This window comes from Latilactobacillus fuchuensis, from assembly GCF_900258455.1.
GTDB classification, from domain to species: domain Bacteria; phylum Bacillota; class Bacilli; order Lactobacillales; family Lactobacillaceae; genus Latilactobacillus; species Latilactobacillus fuchuensis.
The window spans coordinates 1404466-1420171 of sequence record NZ_LT984417.1; the positions used below are offsets into that span (position 1 = coordinate 1404466).

General features: G+C 41.3%; 18 protein-coding genes. 2 read left to right on the plus strand and 16 right to left on the minus strand.

Annotated elements, in window-relative coordinates:
* Positions 1-31: 31 nt before the first annotated feature.
* From LFUMFP_RS06620 to LFUMFP_RS06695, 16 genes are all read right to left on the minus strand, one after another.
* Positions 32-262: a DUF1146 family protein gene (locus LFUMFP_RS06620; RefSeq protein ID WP_106483299.1), complete on the minus strand. Its 231-nt coding sequence runs from the start codon at positions 260-262 to the stop codon at positions 32-34.
* A 136-nt stretch (positions 263-398) separates the two neighbouring features.
* Positions 399-833, minus strand: a complete 435-nt coding sequence (locus LFUMFP_RS06625) for a F0F1 ATP synthase subunit epsilon (protein ID WP_106483300.1) — start codon at positions 831-833, stop codon at positions 399-401.
* Positions 834-849: 16 nt separating this feature from the next.
* Positions 850-2280 (minus strand): F0F1 ATP synthase subunit beta, encoded by a 1431-nt coding sequence (gene atpD, locus LFUMFP_RS06630; RefSeq protein WP_106483301.1) that lies wholly within the window; start codon positions 2278-2280, stop codon positions 850-852.
* Positions 2281-2304: 24 nt separating this feature from the next.
* On the minus strand, positions 2305-3255 hold the full coding sequence (locus LFUMFP_RS06635; protein WP_025083214.1) for a F0F1 ATP synthase subunit gamma: 951 nt from the start codon (positions 3253-3255) through the stop codon (positions 2305-2307).
* A 12-nt stretch (positions 3256-3267) separates the two neighbouring features.
* Positions 3268-4803, minus strand: coding sequence for a F0F1 ATP synthase subunit alpha (gene atpA / locus LFUMFP_RS06640; protein WP_056950506.1), 1536 nt, complete (start codon positions 4801-4803; stop codon positions 3268-3270).
* A 28-nt stretch (positions 4804-4831) separates the two neighbouring features.
* Positions 4832-5374, minus strand: a complete 543-nt coding sequence (gene atpH / locus LFUMFP_RS06645; RefSeq protein WP_056950508.1) for an ATP synthase F1 subunit delta — start codon at positions 5372-5374, stop codon at positions 4832-4834.
* Complete coding sequence (gene atpF / locus LFUMFP_RS06650) at positions 5361-5879, minus strand: F0F1 ATP synthase subunit B (protein WP_025083213.1); 519 nt, start codon at positions 5877-5879, stop codon at positions 5361-5363. Before atpF ends, atpH begins: the two co-directional genes overlap by 14 nt.
* 62 nt (positions 5880-5941) lie before the next feature.
* Complete coding sequence (atpE, locus tag LFUMFP_RS06655; RefSeq protein WP_025083212.1) at positions 5942-6154, minus strand: F0F1 ATP synthase subunit C; 213 nt, start codon at positions 6152-6154, stop codon at positions 5942-5944.
* Between the two features lie 19 nt (positions 6155-6173).
* Positions 6174-6887 carry a F0F1 ATP synthase subunit A gene (atpB, locus tag LFUMFP_RS06660; protein WP_025083211.1) on the minus strand — a complete coding sequence of 238 codons (714 nt, stop codon included), beginning with the start codon at positions 6885-6887 and terminating at the stop codon, positions 6174-6176.
* Positions 6888-7155: 268 nt separating this feature from the next.
* Positions 7156-7785 (minus strand): uracil phosphoribosyltransferase, encoded by a 630-nt coding sequence (upp, locus tag LFUMFP_RS06665; protein WP_025083210.1) that lies wholly within the window; start codon positions 7783-7785, stop codon positions 7156-7158.
* Positions 7786-7942: 157 nt separating this feature from the next.
* On the minus strand, positions 7943-9190 hold the full coding sequence (gene glyA, locus LFUMFP_RS06670; protein WP_106483302.1) for a serine hydroxymethyltransferase: 1248 nt from the start codon (positions 9188-9190) through the stop codon (positions 7943-7945).
* 19 nt (positions 9191-9209) lie between these two features.
* On the minus strand, positions 9210-10223 hold the full coding sequence (locus tag LFUMFP_RS06675; RefSeq protein WP_106483303.1) for an L-threonylcarbamoyladenylate synthase: 1014 nt from the start codon (positions 10221-10223) through the stop codon (positions 9210-9212).
* A 31-nt stretch (positions 10224-10254) separates the two neighbouring features.
* Positions 10255-11121 (minus strand): peptide chain release factor N(5)-glutamine methyltransferase, encoded by an 867-nt coding sequence (gene prmC, locus LFUMFP_RS06680; protein WP_025083207.1) that lies wholly within the window; start codon positions 11119-11121, stop codon positions 10255-10257.
* Positions 11099-12196, minus strand: a complete 1098-nt coding sequence (gene prfA / locus LFUMFP_RS06685) for a peptide chain release factor 1 (protein ID WP_056950511.1) — start codon at positions 12194-12196, stop codon at positions 11099-11101. The genes prmC and prfA overlap by 23 nt, the downstream gene beginning before the upstream one ends.
* 6 nt (positions 12197-12202) lie before the next feature.
* Positions 12203-12796 carry a thymidine kinase gene (locus tag LFUMFP_RS06690; protein ID WP_106483304.1) on the minus strand — a complete coding sequence of 198 codons (594 nt, stop codon included), beginning with the start codon at positions 12794-12796 and terminating at the stop codon, positions 12203-12205.
* A gap of 168 nt (positions 12797-12964) precedes the next feature.
* Positions 12965-13279, minus strand: coding sequence for a glutaredoxin family protein (locus LFUMFP_RS06695; RefSeq protein ID WP_025083205.1), 315 nt, complete (start codon positions 13277-13279; stop codon positions 12965-12967).
* A gap of 180 nt (positions 13280-13459) precedes the next feature.
* Between LFUMFP_RS06695 and LFUMFP_RS06700 the strand changes: the two genes are divergently transcribed.
* Positions 13460-14809: a Mur ligase family protein gene (locus tag LFUMFP_RS06700; protein ID WP_025083204.1), complete on the plus strand. Its 1350-nt coding sequence runs from the start codon at positions 13460-13462 to the stop codon at positions 14807-14809.
* Positions 14806-15549 carry a type 1 glutamine amidotransferase gene (locus tag LFUMFP_RS06705; protein WP_056950515.1) on the plus strand — a complete coding sequence of 248 codons (744 nt, stop codon included), beginning with the start codon at positions 14806-14808 and terminating at the stop codon, positions 15547-15549. Before LFUMFP_RS06700 ends, LFUMFP_RS06705 begins: the two co-directional genes overlap by 4 nt.
* The last annotated feature ends 157 nt before the right edge of the window (positions 15550-15706 follow it).

The following is a 15706-nucleotide window of genomic DNA, read 5'->3' on the forward strand; positions in this document are numbered from 1 at the left end:
GAGTTTCCCTCCGCTAAATTGGCTTGTTTAATTAAACTAGGAACATGATGTTCCTAGCTTGTGAGATAATTTCTAAAAAGAATTGACTGACTGAATAACCCATCACAATTGCCAGAAACATCATGACAATCTGGATTTGGCGGACATGACCCGGTTTAAAGAACTGTTCCAACCGAATGGCTTGTAATCCGTAAAAACTGATCACAATAAAGCCCATATGACTGATGATTGTGACCACTGCTTGTAATCCAATTGATTCCAATGAACTGATGCTCCTTTTGTGATATACGGACATTGTAACATATCAAAACCAGATTTGTCTGCCTCTCCGCTGCAATCTTAAAATATGTAAAAAAAGCGGTCATCACCTATCAGTGACAACCGCTTTATTTTGATGCTTATAATAAATGATTTTTAACGTTAATTCGGTTCATTGCACGTTGTAATGCAATTTGAGCACGAACTAACTCATTACTATCATGTTTTTCTGAAGCAGTCTTAATCGCTGTTTCAGCACGTTGCTTAGCACTTTGAGCACGATCAATATCGATATCACGAGCCCGTTCAGCACTATCAGCGACGATTGAAGCAATATTATGACTAACTTCCATAAAACCACCATTAATGGCAATCGCGTCTTCATGCCCTGGGTTATCTGTCCGCTTAACACGAAGTTCACCAATTTCTAAAGGGGTAATAATTGGCTCATGATTAGCCATAATACCAAGTTGACCCGCCATTGCTGGCACAACGACCATTGAAGCCCGGTGATCATAAACAATCCCACTAGGCGTCACGATATTAACGGTTAATACGTTTTGTCCTTCTGCCATTCATTAGCACCCCTTCCTAAGCTTGAGTTGATTCCTGTTCGGATTGTGTATAACCCATATCCTTCGCCTTTGCTAAAACGGCATCCATATTCCCAACTAGACGGAACGCTTCTTCGGGAACATCATCATATTTACCAGCTAAAATATCTCTGAAACCAGTAACGGTTTCTTTAACAGGTACGTATGATCCGGGTTGGCCAGTAAAGGCTTCGGCAACGTTAAAGTTTTGTGACAAGAAGAATTGAATGCGCCGAGCGCGGGCAACGATGATTTTTTCATCGTCTGACAATTCATCCATCCCTAAAATTGAGATGATATCTTGTAATTCACGGTAACGTTGTAAAACGTGTTGTACTTCTGATGCAACATCATAATGTTCTTGACCAACGATTTCAGGATCAAGCGCACTAGAAGATGATTCTAGTGGGTTAACGGCTGGATAAATCCCTTGTTGCGTTAACTTGCGATCCAAGTTGGTTGTGGCATCCAAATGCGCAAATGTTGTTGCAGGTGCAGGATCGGTATAATCATCGGCAGGCACATAGATGGCTTGGATAGATGTTACTGATCCTTTTTTAGTGGATGTAATCCGTTCTTGTAATTGACCCATTTCAGTTGCTAATGTTGGTTGGTAACCAACGGCTGAAGGCATCCGACCTAAAAGGGCAGAAACTTCTGAACCAGCTTGTGTGAAACGGAAAATATTATCGATGAACAATAGTACATCTTGGCCTTCAACATCACGGAAGTATTCGGCAATTGTTAAACCAGTCAAGGCAACACGCATACGTGCACCAGGCGATTCATTCATTTGACCGAAAACCATGGCTGTCTTTTCCAAAACGCCTGATTCTTTCATTTCAAAGTATAAGTCATTACCTTCACGTGTTCGTTCACCAACACCAGTAAAGACAGAAATACCACCATGTTCTTCGGCAATATTATGAATTAATTCTTGGATTAAGACGGTTTTACCGACACCGGCACCACCGAACAAACCGATTTTACCACCACGCACATAAGGGGCAAGTAAATCGATTACCTTAATACCAGTTTCTAGAATTTCTGAACTTGTATTTAATTCCTCAAACTTAGGCGCAGAACGGTGAATACTGTCGCGTCTAAAGTCTGCAGGAAATTCTTCACCGCCATCGATTGTTTCACCCAAGACGTTAAACACCCGTCCTAGGGTTTCCTTACCAACTGGTACGTTAATTGAACGACCAGCATCTTCAACGTCCATCCCACGACGTAAGCCGTCAGTTGAATCCATTGAAATGGTACGCATTACCCCATCGCCTAATTCTAGAGCAACCTCTAAGACGACAGTTTCATTATTGCCTTTATCAACGATTAAGGCATTATTGATATCTGGTAAAGTCGTATCTAAAGAAAATTCGACATCGACAACGGGACCAATAACTTGGATAACTTTTCCCATACTCATGTTGTTATCTTCCTCCCGCGTTTCTTATTCTAATGCTGCCGCACCACCGACAATTTCGGTGATTTCAGTTGTGATTTGCGATTGACGTGCCCGGTTATATTTAATTGACAAATCGCCGATTAAATCGTTGGCATTATCAGTTGCACTCTTCATTGCTGTCATTGAAGCCGCATGTTCTGCGGTTTTAGAATCTAGAATGGCACCATAAATTAAACTCTCAGCGTATTGCGGTAGAATCGCATCTAAGGCGTCTTCAACAGAAGGTTCTGTAATGTAATCTAAATCTTGATCAGCAACTTCTGAAACATCTAAATCGGTCACGGGTAACATTTTTTCAGCTCGAAAACCAGATGCTAATGAATTGATATGGTGATTGTAACAAACATAAAGTTCATCAAAAACACCACTATCATACATGGCAACGGCTGTTTTAACGATTTCACGAACTTCATTAAAGGATGGCACATCACTGACACCACGATATTCGTAGGTCATATTCATGTGGCGTGCTTTAAAGAAATCAGCGCCAGTCCCACCGACCGCCATAATAGCGTAATCGTCAGCAGACTCGTGATTAGTTGAAATCATTTCAACCATGGCTTTTAAAATCGAACTGTTATAAGCGCCAACTAAACCGCGATCACTGGTAATCACCAAGTAACCGGTCTTTTTAATTGGTCTTTCCACTAACAAATTACTTAAAGTGATTGTATGTTTCATCGCTTCTTGTTCAGTCATATTGACTGTTTCAGTGGCTTTGACACCCTTCTTTTTGCGAGCCATGCCAATTAATTGACTAGCTGCTAAATGAGTGACAATTTCCCGAATCTTATCCGTATAAACGGAATAAGCGATTGAATTTTTTTCAATCTGAGAAAGTTTAGCCCCCGAAACCATTTGCATGGCACTTGTAATTTGACCAGTTTTTTTAGTAGAGGCGATTCTTCGTTTGATATCCATTAAAGATTCAGCCAATTAATTCACCCCTTACTTATCTGCGTCTTGATTGTCAGCATCTTGTGCAGGTGCAAAACCTTCAGTGAAGGCTTTGATTGCCGCATCAAGTTTGTCAGTATCTGGCAATTTCGCTGATTGACGAATTGTGTCCATCAAGTCTTTCGCAGTGCTTTCAAGATAATCAGTTAAGCCACTTTCATAACGAGCAATGTCATCAACTGGTACATCATCAATGAAACCATGCGTTAACGCATATAAAATGGTTGTTTGTTGTTCGAATGGTAATGGTTTATGAAGTGGTTGTTTCAAAACTTCAACCGTCCGTTTACCACGATTCAACTTCGCTTGCGTTGACGCATCTAAGTCAGAACCGAATTGCGTAAAGGCTTCAAGTTCACGGTATGATGAAAGATCAAGACGTAATGTCCCAGAAACTTTCTTCATGGCTTTCGTTTGAGCAGCGCCACCAACCCGAGAAACAGATGAACCAGCATCGATAGCTGGCCGGGTTCCTGAATAGAATAAATCACTTTCCAAGAAGATTTGACCATCTGTAATCGAGATCACGTTAGTTGGGATATAAGCTGAGATATCACCGGCTTGGGTTTCAATGATTGGCAAGGCCGTCATTGAACCACCACCTAATTCATCACTTAACTTAGCAGCCCGTTCTAGTAAACGTGAATGCAAGTAGAAGATATCCCCTGGATAGGCTTCACGGCCTGGAGGTCTTCTCAAAAGTAATGAAATTTCACGATAAGCGGCCGCTTGTTTCGTTAAATCATCATAGACGATTAAAACGTGCTTGCCGTTATACATGAATTCTTCACCCATAGCTGCGCCAGCATAAGGAGCGATATACAATAATGGTGCCGGTTGGCTAGGGCCAGCTTCCACGACAATTGTATAATCCATTGCGCCGTAACGACGTAATGTTTCAACTTGATTTCTGACAGTTGATTCTTTTTGACCAATGGCAACATAGATACAAATCATGTCTTGGTCTTTTTGATTAATAATGGTATCGATGGCAACTGATGTTTTACCAGTCTTACGATCCCCGATAATTAATTCCCGTTGGCCACGGCCAATTGGAACTAAGGCATCAATGGCTTTTAAACCAGTTTGCAAAGGTTCTGAAACTGATTGGCGGGCCATAACACCAGGTGCTTTCTTTTCGATAGGACGTGTCTTATCGGTTTTGATTTCACCTTTACCATCCACTGGTTGACCCAATGGATTAACGACCCGACCGATCATGGCATCCCCAACAGGAACTTCCATAATCCGGCCAGTCCGTTTAACTTGGTCGCCTTCACGAATATTTTCATATTCGCCAAGGATAATGATACCAACATCATTACTTTCCAAGTTTTGAGCGACCCCGTATGAACCGTTAGAAAATTCCAACAATTCACTCGAAAGGGCGTTTTCTAAACCGTGAGCACGTGCAATCCCATCACCAACGTAAGTGACAGTACCGACTTCTTCGACGGCTAGATCTTCATTATAATTTGCTAGTTGTTGTTTAATTAATGCACTGATTTCCTCAGTTTTAATGCTCATCAGGTTCACCTCTTTATCAACGATTGACTTATTTCAATAATAACGACTTAATGCGATCTAAACCGTGTTTAACACTGCCGTCGATCACTTTATTGTTCGATTCAAGCACGATACCACCAATAATCTCTGGATCCACAATAGGTTCAACGATGACTTGGTTTAAGCCTTCGCGTTTAGCAAAAGTTTGACTAATCTTTGCAATTTCAGCTTCGTCTAACGCCACTGCTGAAGTGACCTTAGCGTAAGCAATTCCCTTTTGATGATCATAGAGATCTTCATAGGCTGCAATGATGTAAGGCATTTCTGCCATTCGATCATAATCAAATACTAAACCTAAAAAGTGTTGCATCAACGTACTAAAATCTTGTGTTAATAATTTTAGTAGTTTCCGTTTTTTTAATCCAGATAAGGTTGTATCAGTGAGAAGCGGTCCCAATTTTGGATTATCATTGAAAATAGTCTCGAGTGCTTGTATCTCATCATGGATACTTTCAAATTGTTGCTCTTGTTCTGCAAGGGCAAATAAGGCCTTAGCATAACGCTGGCCAACTGCATACTTATCTAATTTCATTTTGCTTATCCAACCCTTCAATATAGGAATTGATCAATGACTTTTGATCAGTAACTGACAATTCTTTCTTAATGAGTTTAGAAGCAATTTCAATAGATAGTTGAGCAACATCATCTCTCGCACTGTTTAACGCATCTACACGAGATTGTTCGATGTCTTTTTTAGCATTTTGTTTTAAGGTTTGGACTTCCTCTTGCGCGAGCGTAACCATACCTTCGCGTTGTTTTTCACCATTTTGTTTCGCAGTATTAACGATTTCAACGGCTTCTGATTTAGAACTCTTCAATTCAGTCGCGCGTTGAGCTGCTAATTGAGCTGCATCTTCACGTGATTGTGCTGCGTTGTCTAAGTCATTGGTAATCTTATCTGAACGATTCTGCATCATTTTTGAGACAGGACCGAAAGCAAATTTACCAACTAAAGCAACTAAAATAATAAAAACCACTAGGACAAATAATGAATCCCCAAGGTATGCAGGAGCTCCAACGATTAAATTACTAAACATCTATTGACACTCCTTCCTTGACTTACTGACTAATTTTAAAGTAATTATAGATTCACTTTTATTTATTGAAATAAGATCAAGAAAGAAACGACGATAGCTAAGATAGGAACGGCTTCAATTAAACCAACCCCGATAAACATGGTTGTCCGTAATTGGCCTGATAATTCTGGTTGGCGAGCCATACTTTCGATTGTCTTAGAAATAACCTTACCATTACCATATGATGCTGCAAATGCTGCGACTCCTGCTGCGATAGCTGCTGCTAAAAAGTTCATAATTTTTTTCCTCCTGTTTTTAGTCTTCTATTTCGATTTTTTCTGAAATATAGACCATCGATAGTGTTACAAATACAAAGGCTTGAATCGATCCGATAAAGACGGAAAAGCCTTGCCATACCATTTGAATCGGTGCTGTCACAATCATTGTACCAAAACCATTTGAGAAGGCCATTTTTACTAATAAGTTTAGTAAAACTTCACCCGCAAAAATATTTCCGTACAACCGTAATGACAACGTTAGGAAATTGGTAAATTGTTCGATGATGTTAATCGGTAAGAAAAAGCTTACCGGCTTAATATAACTCTTCAAGTAATTCCCAAATCCTAGTCGTTCGACACTAAAGTAGTGCGCAATGACCAAGACGATCATTGCTAACGACATTGTGACAATTGGATCGGTAGTCGGACTCTTCAGCCAAGTAAAACCATCTATCTTTAACTGAAAAATCAAACCAAACATATTACTAATCAGAACGAAGAAGAACATCACAAAAGCAAATAAGTAAAATTGCTGACCCTCTTTGCCAGGTATTGCGCTCTTCACAATCCCGTTCGTAAAATCAATTGCCCATTCCAAGACATTCTGCCGTTTAGTCGGTTTTAACGCAATCTTCCTTGATAGGAACAAGACAATCGCGAAAACAATAGCTGCACACAATAATACCGATAGGCAGTTCGCTAAATTAAAACGAATTCCCAAAATGCTAATAATGGGATATTTATCATCCACAAGATTCCCTCCTTCCTTAGGCCTATTATTCGTTAGCGGCAATTTTCCGATTCAGAACTGCGTCAACGAACAACCTAAAACACAGTAATATTTATGTATAGAAAAAAGCATAAATCATTACCGCAACACAATTAAGATAATACCACCATTGATTTGAAAGTACAAAGTAAATCATTGAATAAATTTTATTTTTTTTAATTGACTCACTTAAGATTTAACCACCTAACAAAAAATGCCCACAGACAAATGTCTGTAAGCACTAGGGCAATTACTTAGTTCCAAACAGCCGATCGCCGGCATCGCCTAAACCAGGTACGATATAGCCATCTTCGTTCAAACGGTCGTCTAAACCAGCAGCATAGATGTCGACATCTGGATGGGCATCTTGAACCGCTTTAACACCTTCAGGAGCAGCGACTAAAACAACTAAGCGCATTGACGTTGCGCCCCGTTTTTTAAGGGCATCGATTGCCATAATGGCTGAGCCACCCGTTGCCAACATTGGATCAACGATAAATAATTGACGTTGATCGATATCTGGTGGTAATTTAACGAAATATTCGTGTGGTTGTAATGTTTTTTCATCACGATACATCCCGATATGACCGACTTTAGCGGCTGGAATTAATTTTAGAACGCCGTCAACCATGCCAAGCCCAGCACGTAAAATTGGTACTACGGCCAATTTCTTACCACTCAATTGTTTTTCAACTGCGGATCCCATGGGTGTTTCAATCGTGATATCTTCCATTGCTAAATCACGTGTAATTTCGTACACCATCAATTCTGCAATTTCGTTTGCAACTTCACGGAAAACCTTTGTCCCAGTATCCTTATTACGGATAATTGTTAATTTGTGTTGAATCAATGGATGATTTAAAACTGTGAACTTTGCCATTTTATTGCCCCTATCCTTTTCAATTTAAACCGGAAAGAATCTCACCAAAAAAGAGCGACCCCAAAGAAATAATCTTTTGAGTCACTCCCCTTTCCGCGTAAATTCCTGTTGTCTATTGTAGCTCAGATAGCGACAAAAAACTAGCATTATTCCGAAATTAATCTAAAAATTTTGCTTGGGTTAACGGAAATTGTTGTGTGAGTTCGATTACTGCTTCACTAACAGCCGTCATCGTCGCTAATTCGGCGTGTTTTTCAATCACTGTTAGGATTAATTGTGCAACCTTTTCACAATCAGATTCTTTAAATCCGCGGGTCGTAATGGCCGGTGTGCCAATTCGAATCCCACTGGTCTTAAAAGGCCCTAATTGTTCAAAAGGAATTGTATTTTTATTAACGGTAATGTGGACACTATCCAATAGGCTTTGAACTTCCTTACCATTTAAACCACTTTTCGATAAATCTAATAGCATTAAATGATTATCCGTTCCACCTGAGACAACGCGCACTAAATCAGATTGTTCAAAAACGGCCGCCATCGCTTGTGCATTGGCCACGATTTGTTGCGTGTAAGCCGTGAATTCAGGCTGGAGGGCTTCACCAAGCGCAACTGCTTTAGCCGCAATCACGTGTTCTAGTGGGCCGCCTTGAATACCAGGGAAGACCGCAGAATCGATGGCTTTGGCATATTCTTGTTTACAAAGAATCAAACCACCACGAGGACCGCGTAATGTTTTATGGGTCGTCGTTGTCACAACATCAGCATATGGCACTGGGCTTGGGTGAACACCCGTCGCCACTAAACCAGCGATATGGGCCATATCGATCATTAAATAAGCACCCACGTGATCGGCAATCGCACGTAATTCTTTGAAGTCGATTGTTCGACTGTACGCTGAGGCACCAGCGACAATCATTTTGGGATGAATTTCTTCAGCGATTGTTTTTAACGCGACATAGTCAATTTGTTCATCTTGATTGGCCACGCCGTAACTTGAGAATTCATACAATTGACCACTAAAATTAAAGGGTGAGCCATGGGTCAAATGACCGCCATCGGTTAAGTTCATCCCGAGAATGTGATCACCAGGTTCTAATAAAGCTTGATAAACCGCCATATTCGCTTGCGAACCAGAATGGGGCTGCACGTTAGCGTGTTCAGCACCAAACAATTCCTTAGCGCGATCAATCGCAATCGTTTCAATTTGGTCGATATATTCACAACCACCGTAGAAACGTTTATTCGGATAACCTTCTGCATATTTATTCGTGAGCACACTACCCTGCGCTTCTTGAACGGCAGCCGAAACGATATTTTCAGACGCAATTAATTCAATATTATGAACTTGCCGATTTTCCTCTTGCTTAATTAAATCATAGATTGCCGTATCTGTTTTTGCCAACATTGACAACACCCCTCATCTTTTATTGAAAGTGCTTTTGCCCCGCAGATTTTTCAAGTCGATTCATGTAGGCCACACCGACACCCACCATTGTGAAACCTTGAACTAAAATAATTTTGACCTCTGGATTCAGATCAAAATACCGTAAGCCGTCAAAAAGATGTCGACTAGCTGAAACAACTGAATCACCTAACGAGAATTGATCTTTGAAGCGGACTGTCGTTTGATTGGTTAAAATATCATCGACGGCCATCACCCCGAACGGCACATTTTGCTCAGTCGCCCATTGAATTGCTTCATTAAATTGGGCTGGTTGATCAATAATATAAACCTGCGCATTCGGTGCGTAATGTTTATATTTCATGCCAGGCGCCTTTGGTATCTCAGAAGCACCCACTTGATGATGGTCGGCCATAATGGGGCCAATCACCCGTTCAATCGCTTCTTGTGTAACAACGCCAGGACGTAATATAACGGGAGTCGCAACGCTTAAGTCAATCACAGTCGATTCTAACCCGATTCCTGTGGGCCCATCATCCAATACGCCGGCAATCTTACCATTTAAATCATGTAACACATGATCGGCCGTGGTTGGACTTGGTTTACCGGATGTATTCGCTGAAGGCCCGACTAAAGGCACACCCGCTGCTTGAATTAAATCCAAAGTCACTTGATTATCAGGCATTCTGAACGCGGCTGTTTTTAAACCACCCGTCACAACCGACGCTAATGCGTTTGGTTTTAATGGTAGAATAATTGTCAACGAGCCTGGCCAGAACGTTTCAACCAATTGTTTAAACTTAGGACTCAACGTCGCAGCGTACCGTGCAACCGTCTCAACTGACGCAACATGGACGATTAGCGGGTTATCACTTGGTCGACCTTTTGCCGCATACACTTTTTTGACTGCTTCTGGATTAGTGGCATCCGCGCCCAATCCGTAAACCGTTTCAGTCGGAAAAGCGATTAACTCACCTTGCTTGATATCAGCTGCGGCTGCGGCGATTTGTTTGACTGTGTATCGTTTTGTTTCCATTATATGCCTTCCTTACTCGACGTCTATCTCATCATATCAAATTATTCGTAAAATTGTAACTACCACGCATCATTCTAGGCCAATTAGCTAAATCTTTTTTAAATTCCAACGAAATATCCGAACAATAACTTGTAAACAGCTTTTCAATATTCGGTTTTTGCTGATAGCCGAATTCCAAAAATAATTCTGCTGTCGGTTTAAAGTACGGTAACACTTCTTTAGCAAAGCGTTCATAAAAATCCAAACCATCTTGAGCAGCGAATAGTGCAATATCTGGTTCATATTCTAGCACAGAGGCATCCATGACTGCCCGTTCTGAATCTGCGATATACGGCGGATTCGAAACAATGATGTCAAATTGTTGACCGTTGACTGGCGCTAAAAAATCACCCTGTTCAAAATGAACACCACTCTGCAATTGTTGGGCGTTCTCTTGAGCAACGTTTAAAGCGTCCGTCGAAATATCGACCGCTGTCACTTGCCAATTGGGGCGTTCTAACGCCAACGTATTGGCAATTGCCCCTGAACCGGTCCCAACGTCTAATACCTTCAACGTTTGATTGACATCAGGGTGCGTTGTCAAAACCCATTCGACCAATTCTTCCGTTTCTGGACGTGGAATCAAGGTCGCCGGTGTGACTTTAAATTCACGACCGTAGAAATCAGCATACCCTAATATATATTGCGCCGGTTGATCTTGTGCAAAAGCCTGAATAGCGGCTTGATATTGTTGCCATAAAACCTCAGGCATGGCACTTTGATAATTCAACACCAATTGCGTGTTTGACCAATGTTGTAACCCGGATAATAAGAAACGGGCTGCTTCACGTTCTTTATCCCGTTCTTCTAGAAATAAAAAAGCCCAATTCAGGGCTTTAAGATAGGTGCGTTGTGCCATCTTGTAATTGCTCCAATTTCTCAGTTTGGTCAAATAGGATTAACGCATCAATCACATCGCCTAATTCACCATTCATAATTCGGTCCAATTTATTCAAGGTTAAGCCAATTCGGTGATCCGTCACCCGGTTTTGTGGATAGTTATACGTTCTAATTCGTTCGGAACGGTCCCCAGAACCCACGGCCGATTTACGACTTGAATCATATTCACTTTGGTTTTCTGATTCATAAAAATCATAAACCCGTGATTTTAAAATTTGCATGGCTTTCACTCGGTTTTGTTGTTGTGAACGTTGATCTTGCATTGCCACCACAATCCCAGTTGGTAGATGGGTCATCCGAACGGCTGATGACGTTTTATTGATATGTTGACCACCGGCACCAGAAGCCCGGTAAACATCGGTCCGAATATCTTTCGCTTCTAATTGAACGTCGACACCATCATATTCAGGCATAACCGCTACCGTAGCGGTTGACGTGTGGACACGGCCTTGTGATTCCGTCTTAGGGATTCGTTGGACACGATGCGCACCATTTTCATATTTTAATTTTGAATAAACATTCTTACCAGTAATCATCATGGCAACTTCTTTGAAACCGCCGACTTCAGTGGCCGTTTCATCGATAATTTCAGTTTGCCAATTCTGTGATTCGGCGTAACGTTGATACATATTTAGCAAATCACCGGCAAAGAGACTGGCTTCATCACCACCGGCTGCCCCCCGAATTTCCATAATGATATTTTTTTCATCATTAGGATCGGTTGGTAACATCAACAGTTTGATGCCTTGTTCTAGTGTTTCTTTTTCAGTTTGGAGTTCACTTAAATCAGCTTTAGCCAATTCAGTCATTTCAGCGTCATCAGAATCACGTAATAGTTCTTCGCTTTCTTCAATCTCGCCAAGGACTTCTTTCAGACGCGTATACTTCGCAACGATATCGCGTAAGCCCGCTTCTTCTTTCGACAGTTCCATGTATCGACTGGTATCACTAATAACATCTGGATCCGACATTAATTCTTGTAATTCAGCATAACGGTCTAATAAACCGTCTAGTTGTTCAAACATTTTATCCATTAATGGTTAGCCTTCCTTTTCAATCTGCGTTTTAACGGGTGGGTTAAAATAATGTTTCCGGCAAACCGGATAGTAAGCTTCGTTCCCACCAATTTGAATTTGTTCACCCGTGTAAACGGGCTGACCATCATTCATACGCAAATTCATAATTGCCTTTTTACGGCAGAACCAACAGATTGTCTTCATTTCTTCAATCTTGTCAGCAAATAACATTAAGTATCTTGAACCTTCAAATAATTCGTTGCGGAAATCATTTTTAAGACCAAACGCCATCACCGGAATGTTCAAGTCATCCACGACGTGCGCCGCTTCTAACACGTGATGTTGTTCTAGAAATTGCGATTCATCGATTAGGACACACGCGGCATCTGGATTCGTATCTTTAACCAATTCAAAAATATTCGTATCCGCAAAAATCGGTGTTGCTTCGCGTTTTAGACCGATGCGACTCGACACGATGCCGACGCCGTCTCGGTTATCAATCCCACTGGTTAAAATGATGACTGATTTATCTTGTTCCTCATAATTATGCGCGACTTTCAAAATTTCAATTGATTTGCCACTATTCATTGCACCATACCGAAAAAATAATTGCGCCAAACTCAAACACCCCTAATAAGCACATTTTAGTCTAGTATACCTGAAAATAAGTAGCGCAACAATATTTGAAAGTCATAAAAACGACTATTTATGCTCGAAATGACAAAAAAATAACCCATCCTCGATTCGGATAAGTTATTGCCAACAGCATCTGGTCACTGCGGACCGTTATTTTTGATGCCATTGTTGAATCTTGCTAGGCTGAAATCCCGCCCAATATTCTAATAAGTCTTCGCTATCATCATCGATAATCTTAACCAATGGTAATTGTTGAATCTCATATTTTTCTTTAAGCCGTTCCACTTTCCGTTCGCTCCATGACCGCTTTTGTTCATCGTCGCTATTGACGTCGATTGAATTACTCTCTTCCGAATTACCGTAGTAGGTATTTTCGTACGGGAAACCCAATTGATCCATTAAACGGGTCGTCATCTTGCATTGCGGACAATGCGGTTTCGTATAAATTACTGCGTGAACTGCCATTTGATTCCTCCAACGTTAAATTAATCTGACTATTTTTATTATAGCAAATTTAACAATCACTACTCAATGATTTAGATAAGTAACTGATTGCTTAGTCAAATCACTGTTACTCGCACAACAAAGGCGTATCCTATTTTCCAAAAATATGCTATGATAATTGGCATTGAAAGGGTGGCTTGCATGACAATTAAAAGTTCATTTGCTAAGACGTCTGGCCGTTTTTCATATTGGTTCTTACACACCTTTATGCAAGGCGGGAGTTCATTACCTGGTCAGATTGCGACCAAGATTGACCCAGCCGTTTTAAAAGATCTAACCAAAAATTACGATGTGATTATTATCACTGGGACGAATGGTAAAACATTAACGACGGCCCTAACAGTTCAAATTTTGAAACAAAAGTACCAGAACATTATGACGAATTCAACCGGTTCAAACATGATGCAAGGCATCACAACAGCCTTCTTAGCGCATCGCCCTCAAAAAGGCCAACGCGACCTCGCGATTTTAGAAGTTGATGAAGCGAACGTTGAACCGTTGTGCCGGTATATTGAACCCAAAGCCATCGTGATGACCAATATCTTCCGCGATCAAATGGATCGTTTTGGTGAAATTTATACGACCTACAACAAAATTCTGGACGGGGTCAAACTCGTTCCGAACACAACTTTAATCATGAACGCTGATGTACCCCTATTCTCATCAGTTGAACTCCCTAATCCAAAACTTTATTACGGCTTCAACCATTTACCAGACGGCGAATTATTAGCGCCTAGCAATACCGATGGCGTTCTCTGCCCCATCTGCGAACACATTATTCACTACAAATTTATTACTTACAGCAGTCAAGGTAAATTCTATTGCCCAAACTGCGGCTTCAAACGGCCTGAATTAATGGATCAAGTCACCGCCATTAACGAATTACGGCCCACTAGCTCAAGCTTTGAAATCAATCAAGAACCGTTTGCGATTTCAATCGGTGGAATGTACAACATTTATAATGCGCTCGCGGCCTACAGCATTGGTCGTTTCCTCGATGTGGACGTCGCCGATATTCAAGCCGCATTTACGAGTAATAAAAAAATATTTGGGCGTCAAGAAGTGATTCAAGTTAAAGACAAGGAAGTCACTTTAGTCCTCGTTAAAAATCCGGTTGGCTTAAACCAAGTCCTCCAAATGATCGAATCTGATCCCGAAGATTTCTCATTGGCCATGTTGTTAAACGCCAACTATGCTGATGGCATTGATACCAGTTGGATCTGGGACGGTGAATTTGAATCCCTCCTCAAGTCTGGTATTCCAACAATCATCACGGGTGGTGAACGGCGTGATGACATCACGTTCCGTTTAAAAGTGGCTGGTGTAACTGAACAACAATTACAAGAAACCGCCGATTTAGACGCAACTTTACGCGCCATCGAAAACGCCCCCACTAAACACGTCTACGTCCTCGCCACTTATACGGCCGTCTTACAACTGCGTAAAAAAATGGCCGACCATAACTATATCAAGAAAGGGATGTCCGTATGACCCAAACTTTAAAAATTGCGCACCTCTACGGTAATTTGATGAATACTTATGGTGATCTTGGTAATATCCTGGTCCTTGATTATTACGCTAAAAAGATCGGTTTACAAACCGAAACCGAGGTCATCAGTATTGGTCAAGAATTTGATGCGAGCCGTTACGATATCGTCCTATTCGGTGGTGGTCAAGACTTCGAGCAAAAAATTATCTCTAAAGATTTAGAATCTAAAGCAACCGCCATTACCGACTATATCGAAAACGGCGGCGTCATGTTAGCGATTTGTGGTGGCTATCAGCTACTCGGTCACTATTACATCGGTGCCGACGGTTCAAAAATCCCCGGCATTGGCGCACTCGACCATTACACGCTCAGCCAAGATAACAGTCGCTTTATCGGCGATATCGTCATTCATAACGATTTATTTGATGAAACCTATCTCGGTTTTGAAAATCATAACGGCCGCACATTCCTAGGCAAGCATGAACAACCCCTCGGCCGCGTCGAACGCGGTCACGGTAATAACGGCGAAGATGGTACCGAAGGTTGTGTCTACAAAAACACCTTTGGTTCATACTTCCACGGCCCAATCCTAACCCATAACGGGGTTTTGGCGAAACGATTGCTCGCAACCGCCATCACCAATCGTTATCCTGATTATGATTTAACGGCGCTAAAAGCCCTTCCGATTGAAGAATCACGTTACCAAGTTGATGCCGCTGGTGTTAAATTGGTCCAAAATTAAGCTGTGACAGAACTCGGTTATCAATTGAGTATCAAGTTAAAAAAACGAGTATCCTGAATTTGAACTGAACCCCAATTATTGGAGATAATTTTATACAGCTAACTGGCTGGCAAGATTCCGGTATTGTACCGGTGTTTTGCCGGCCAGTTTTGTTCTA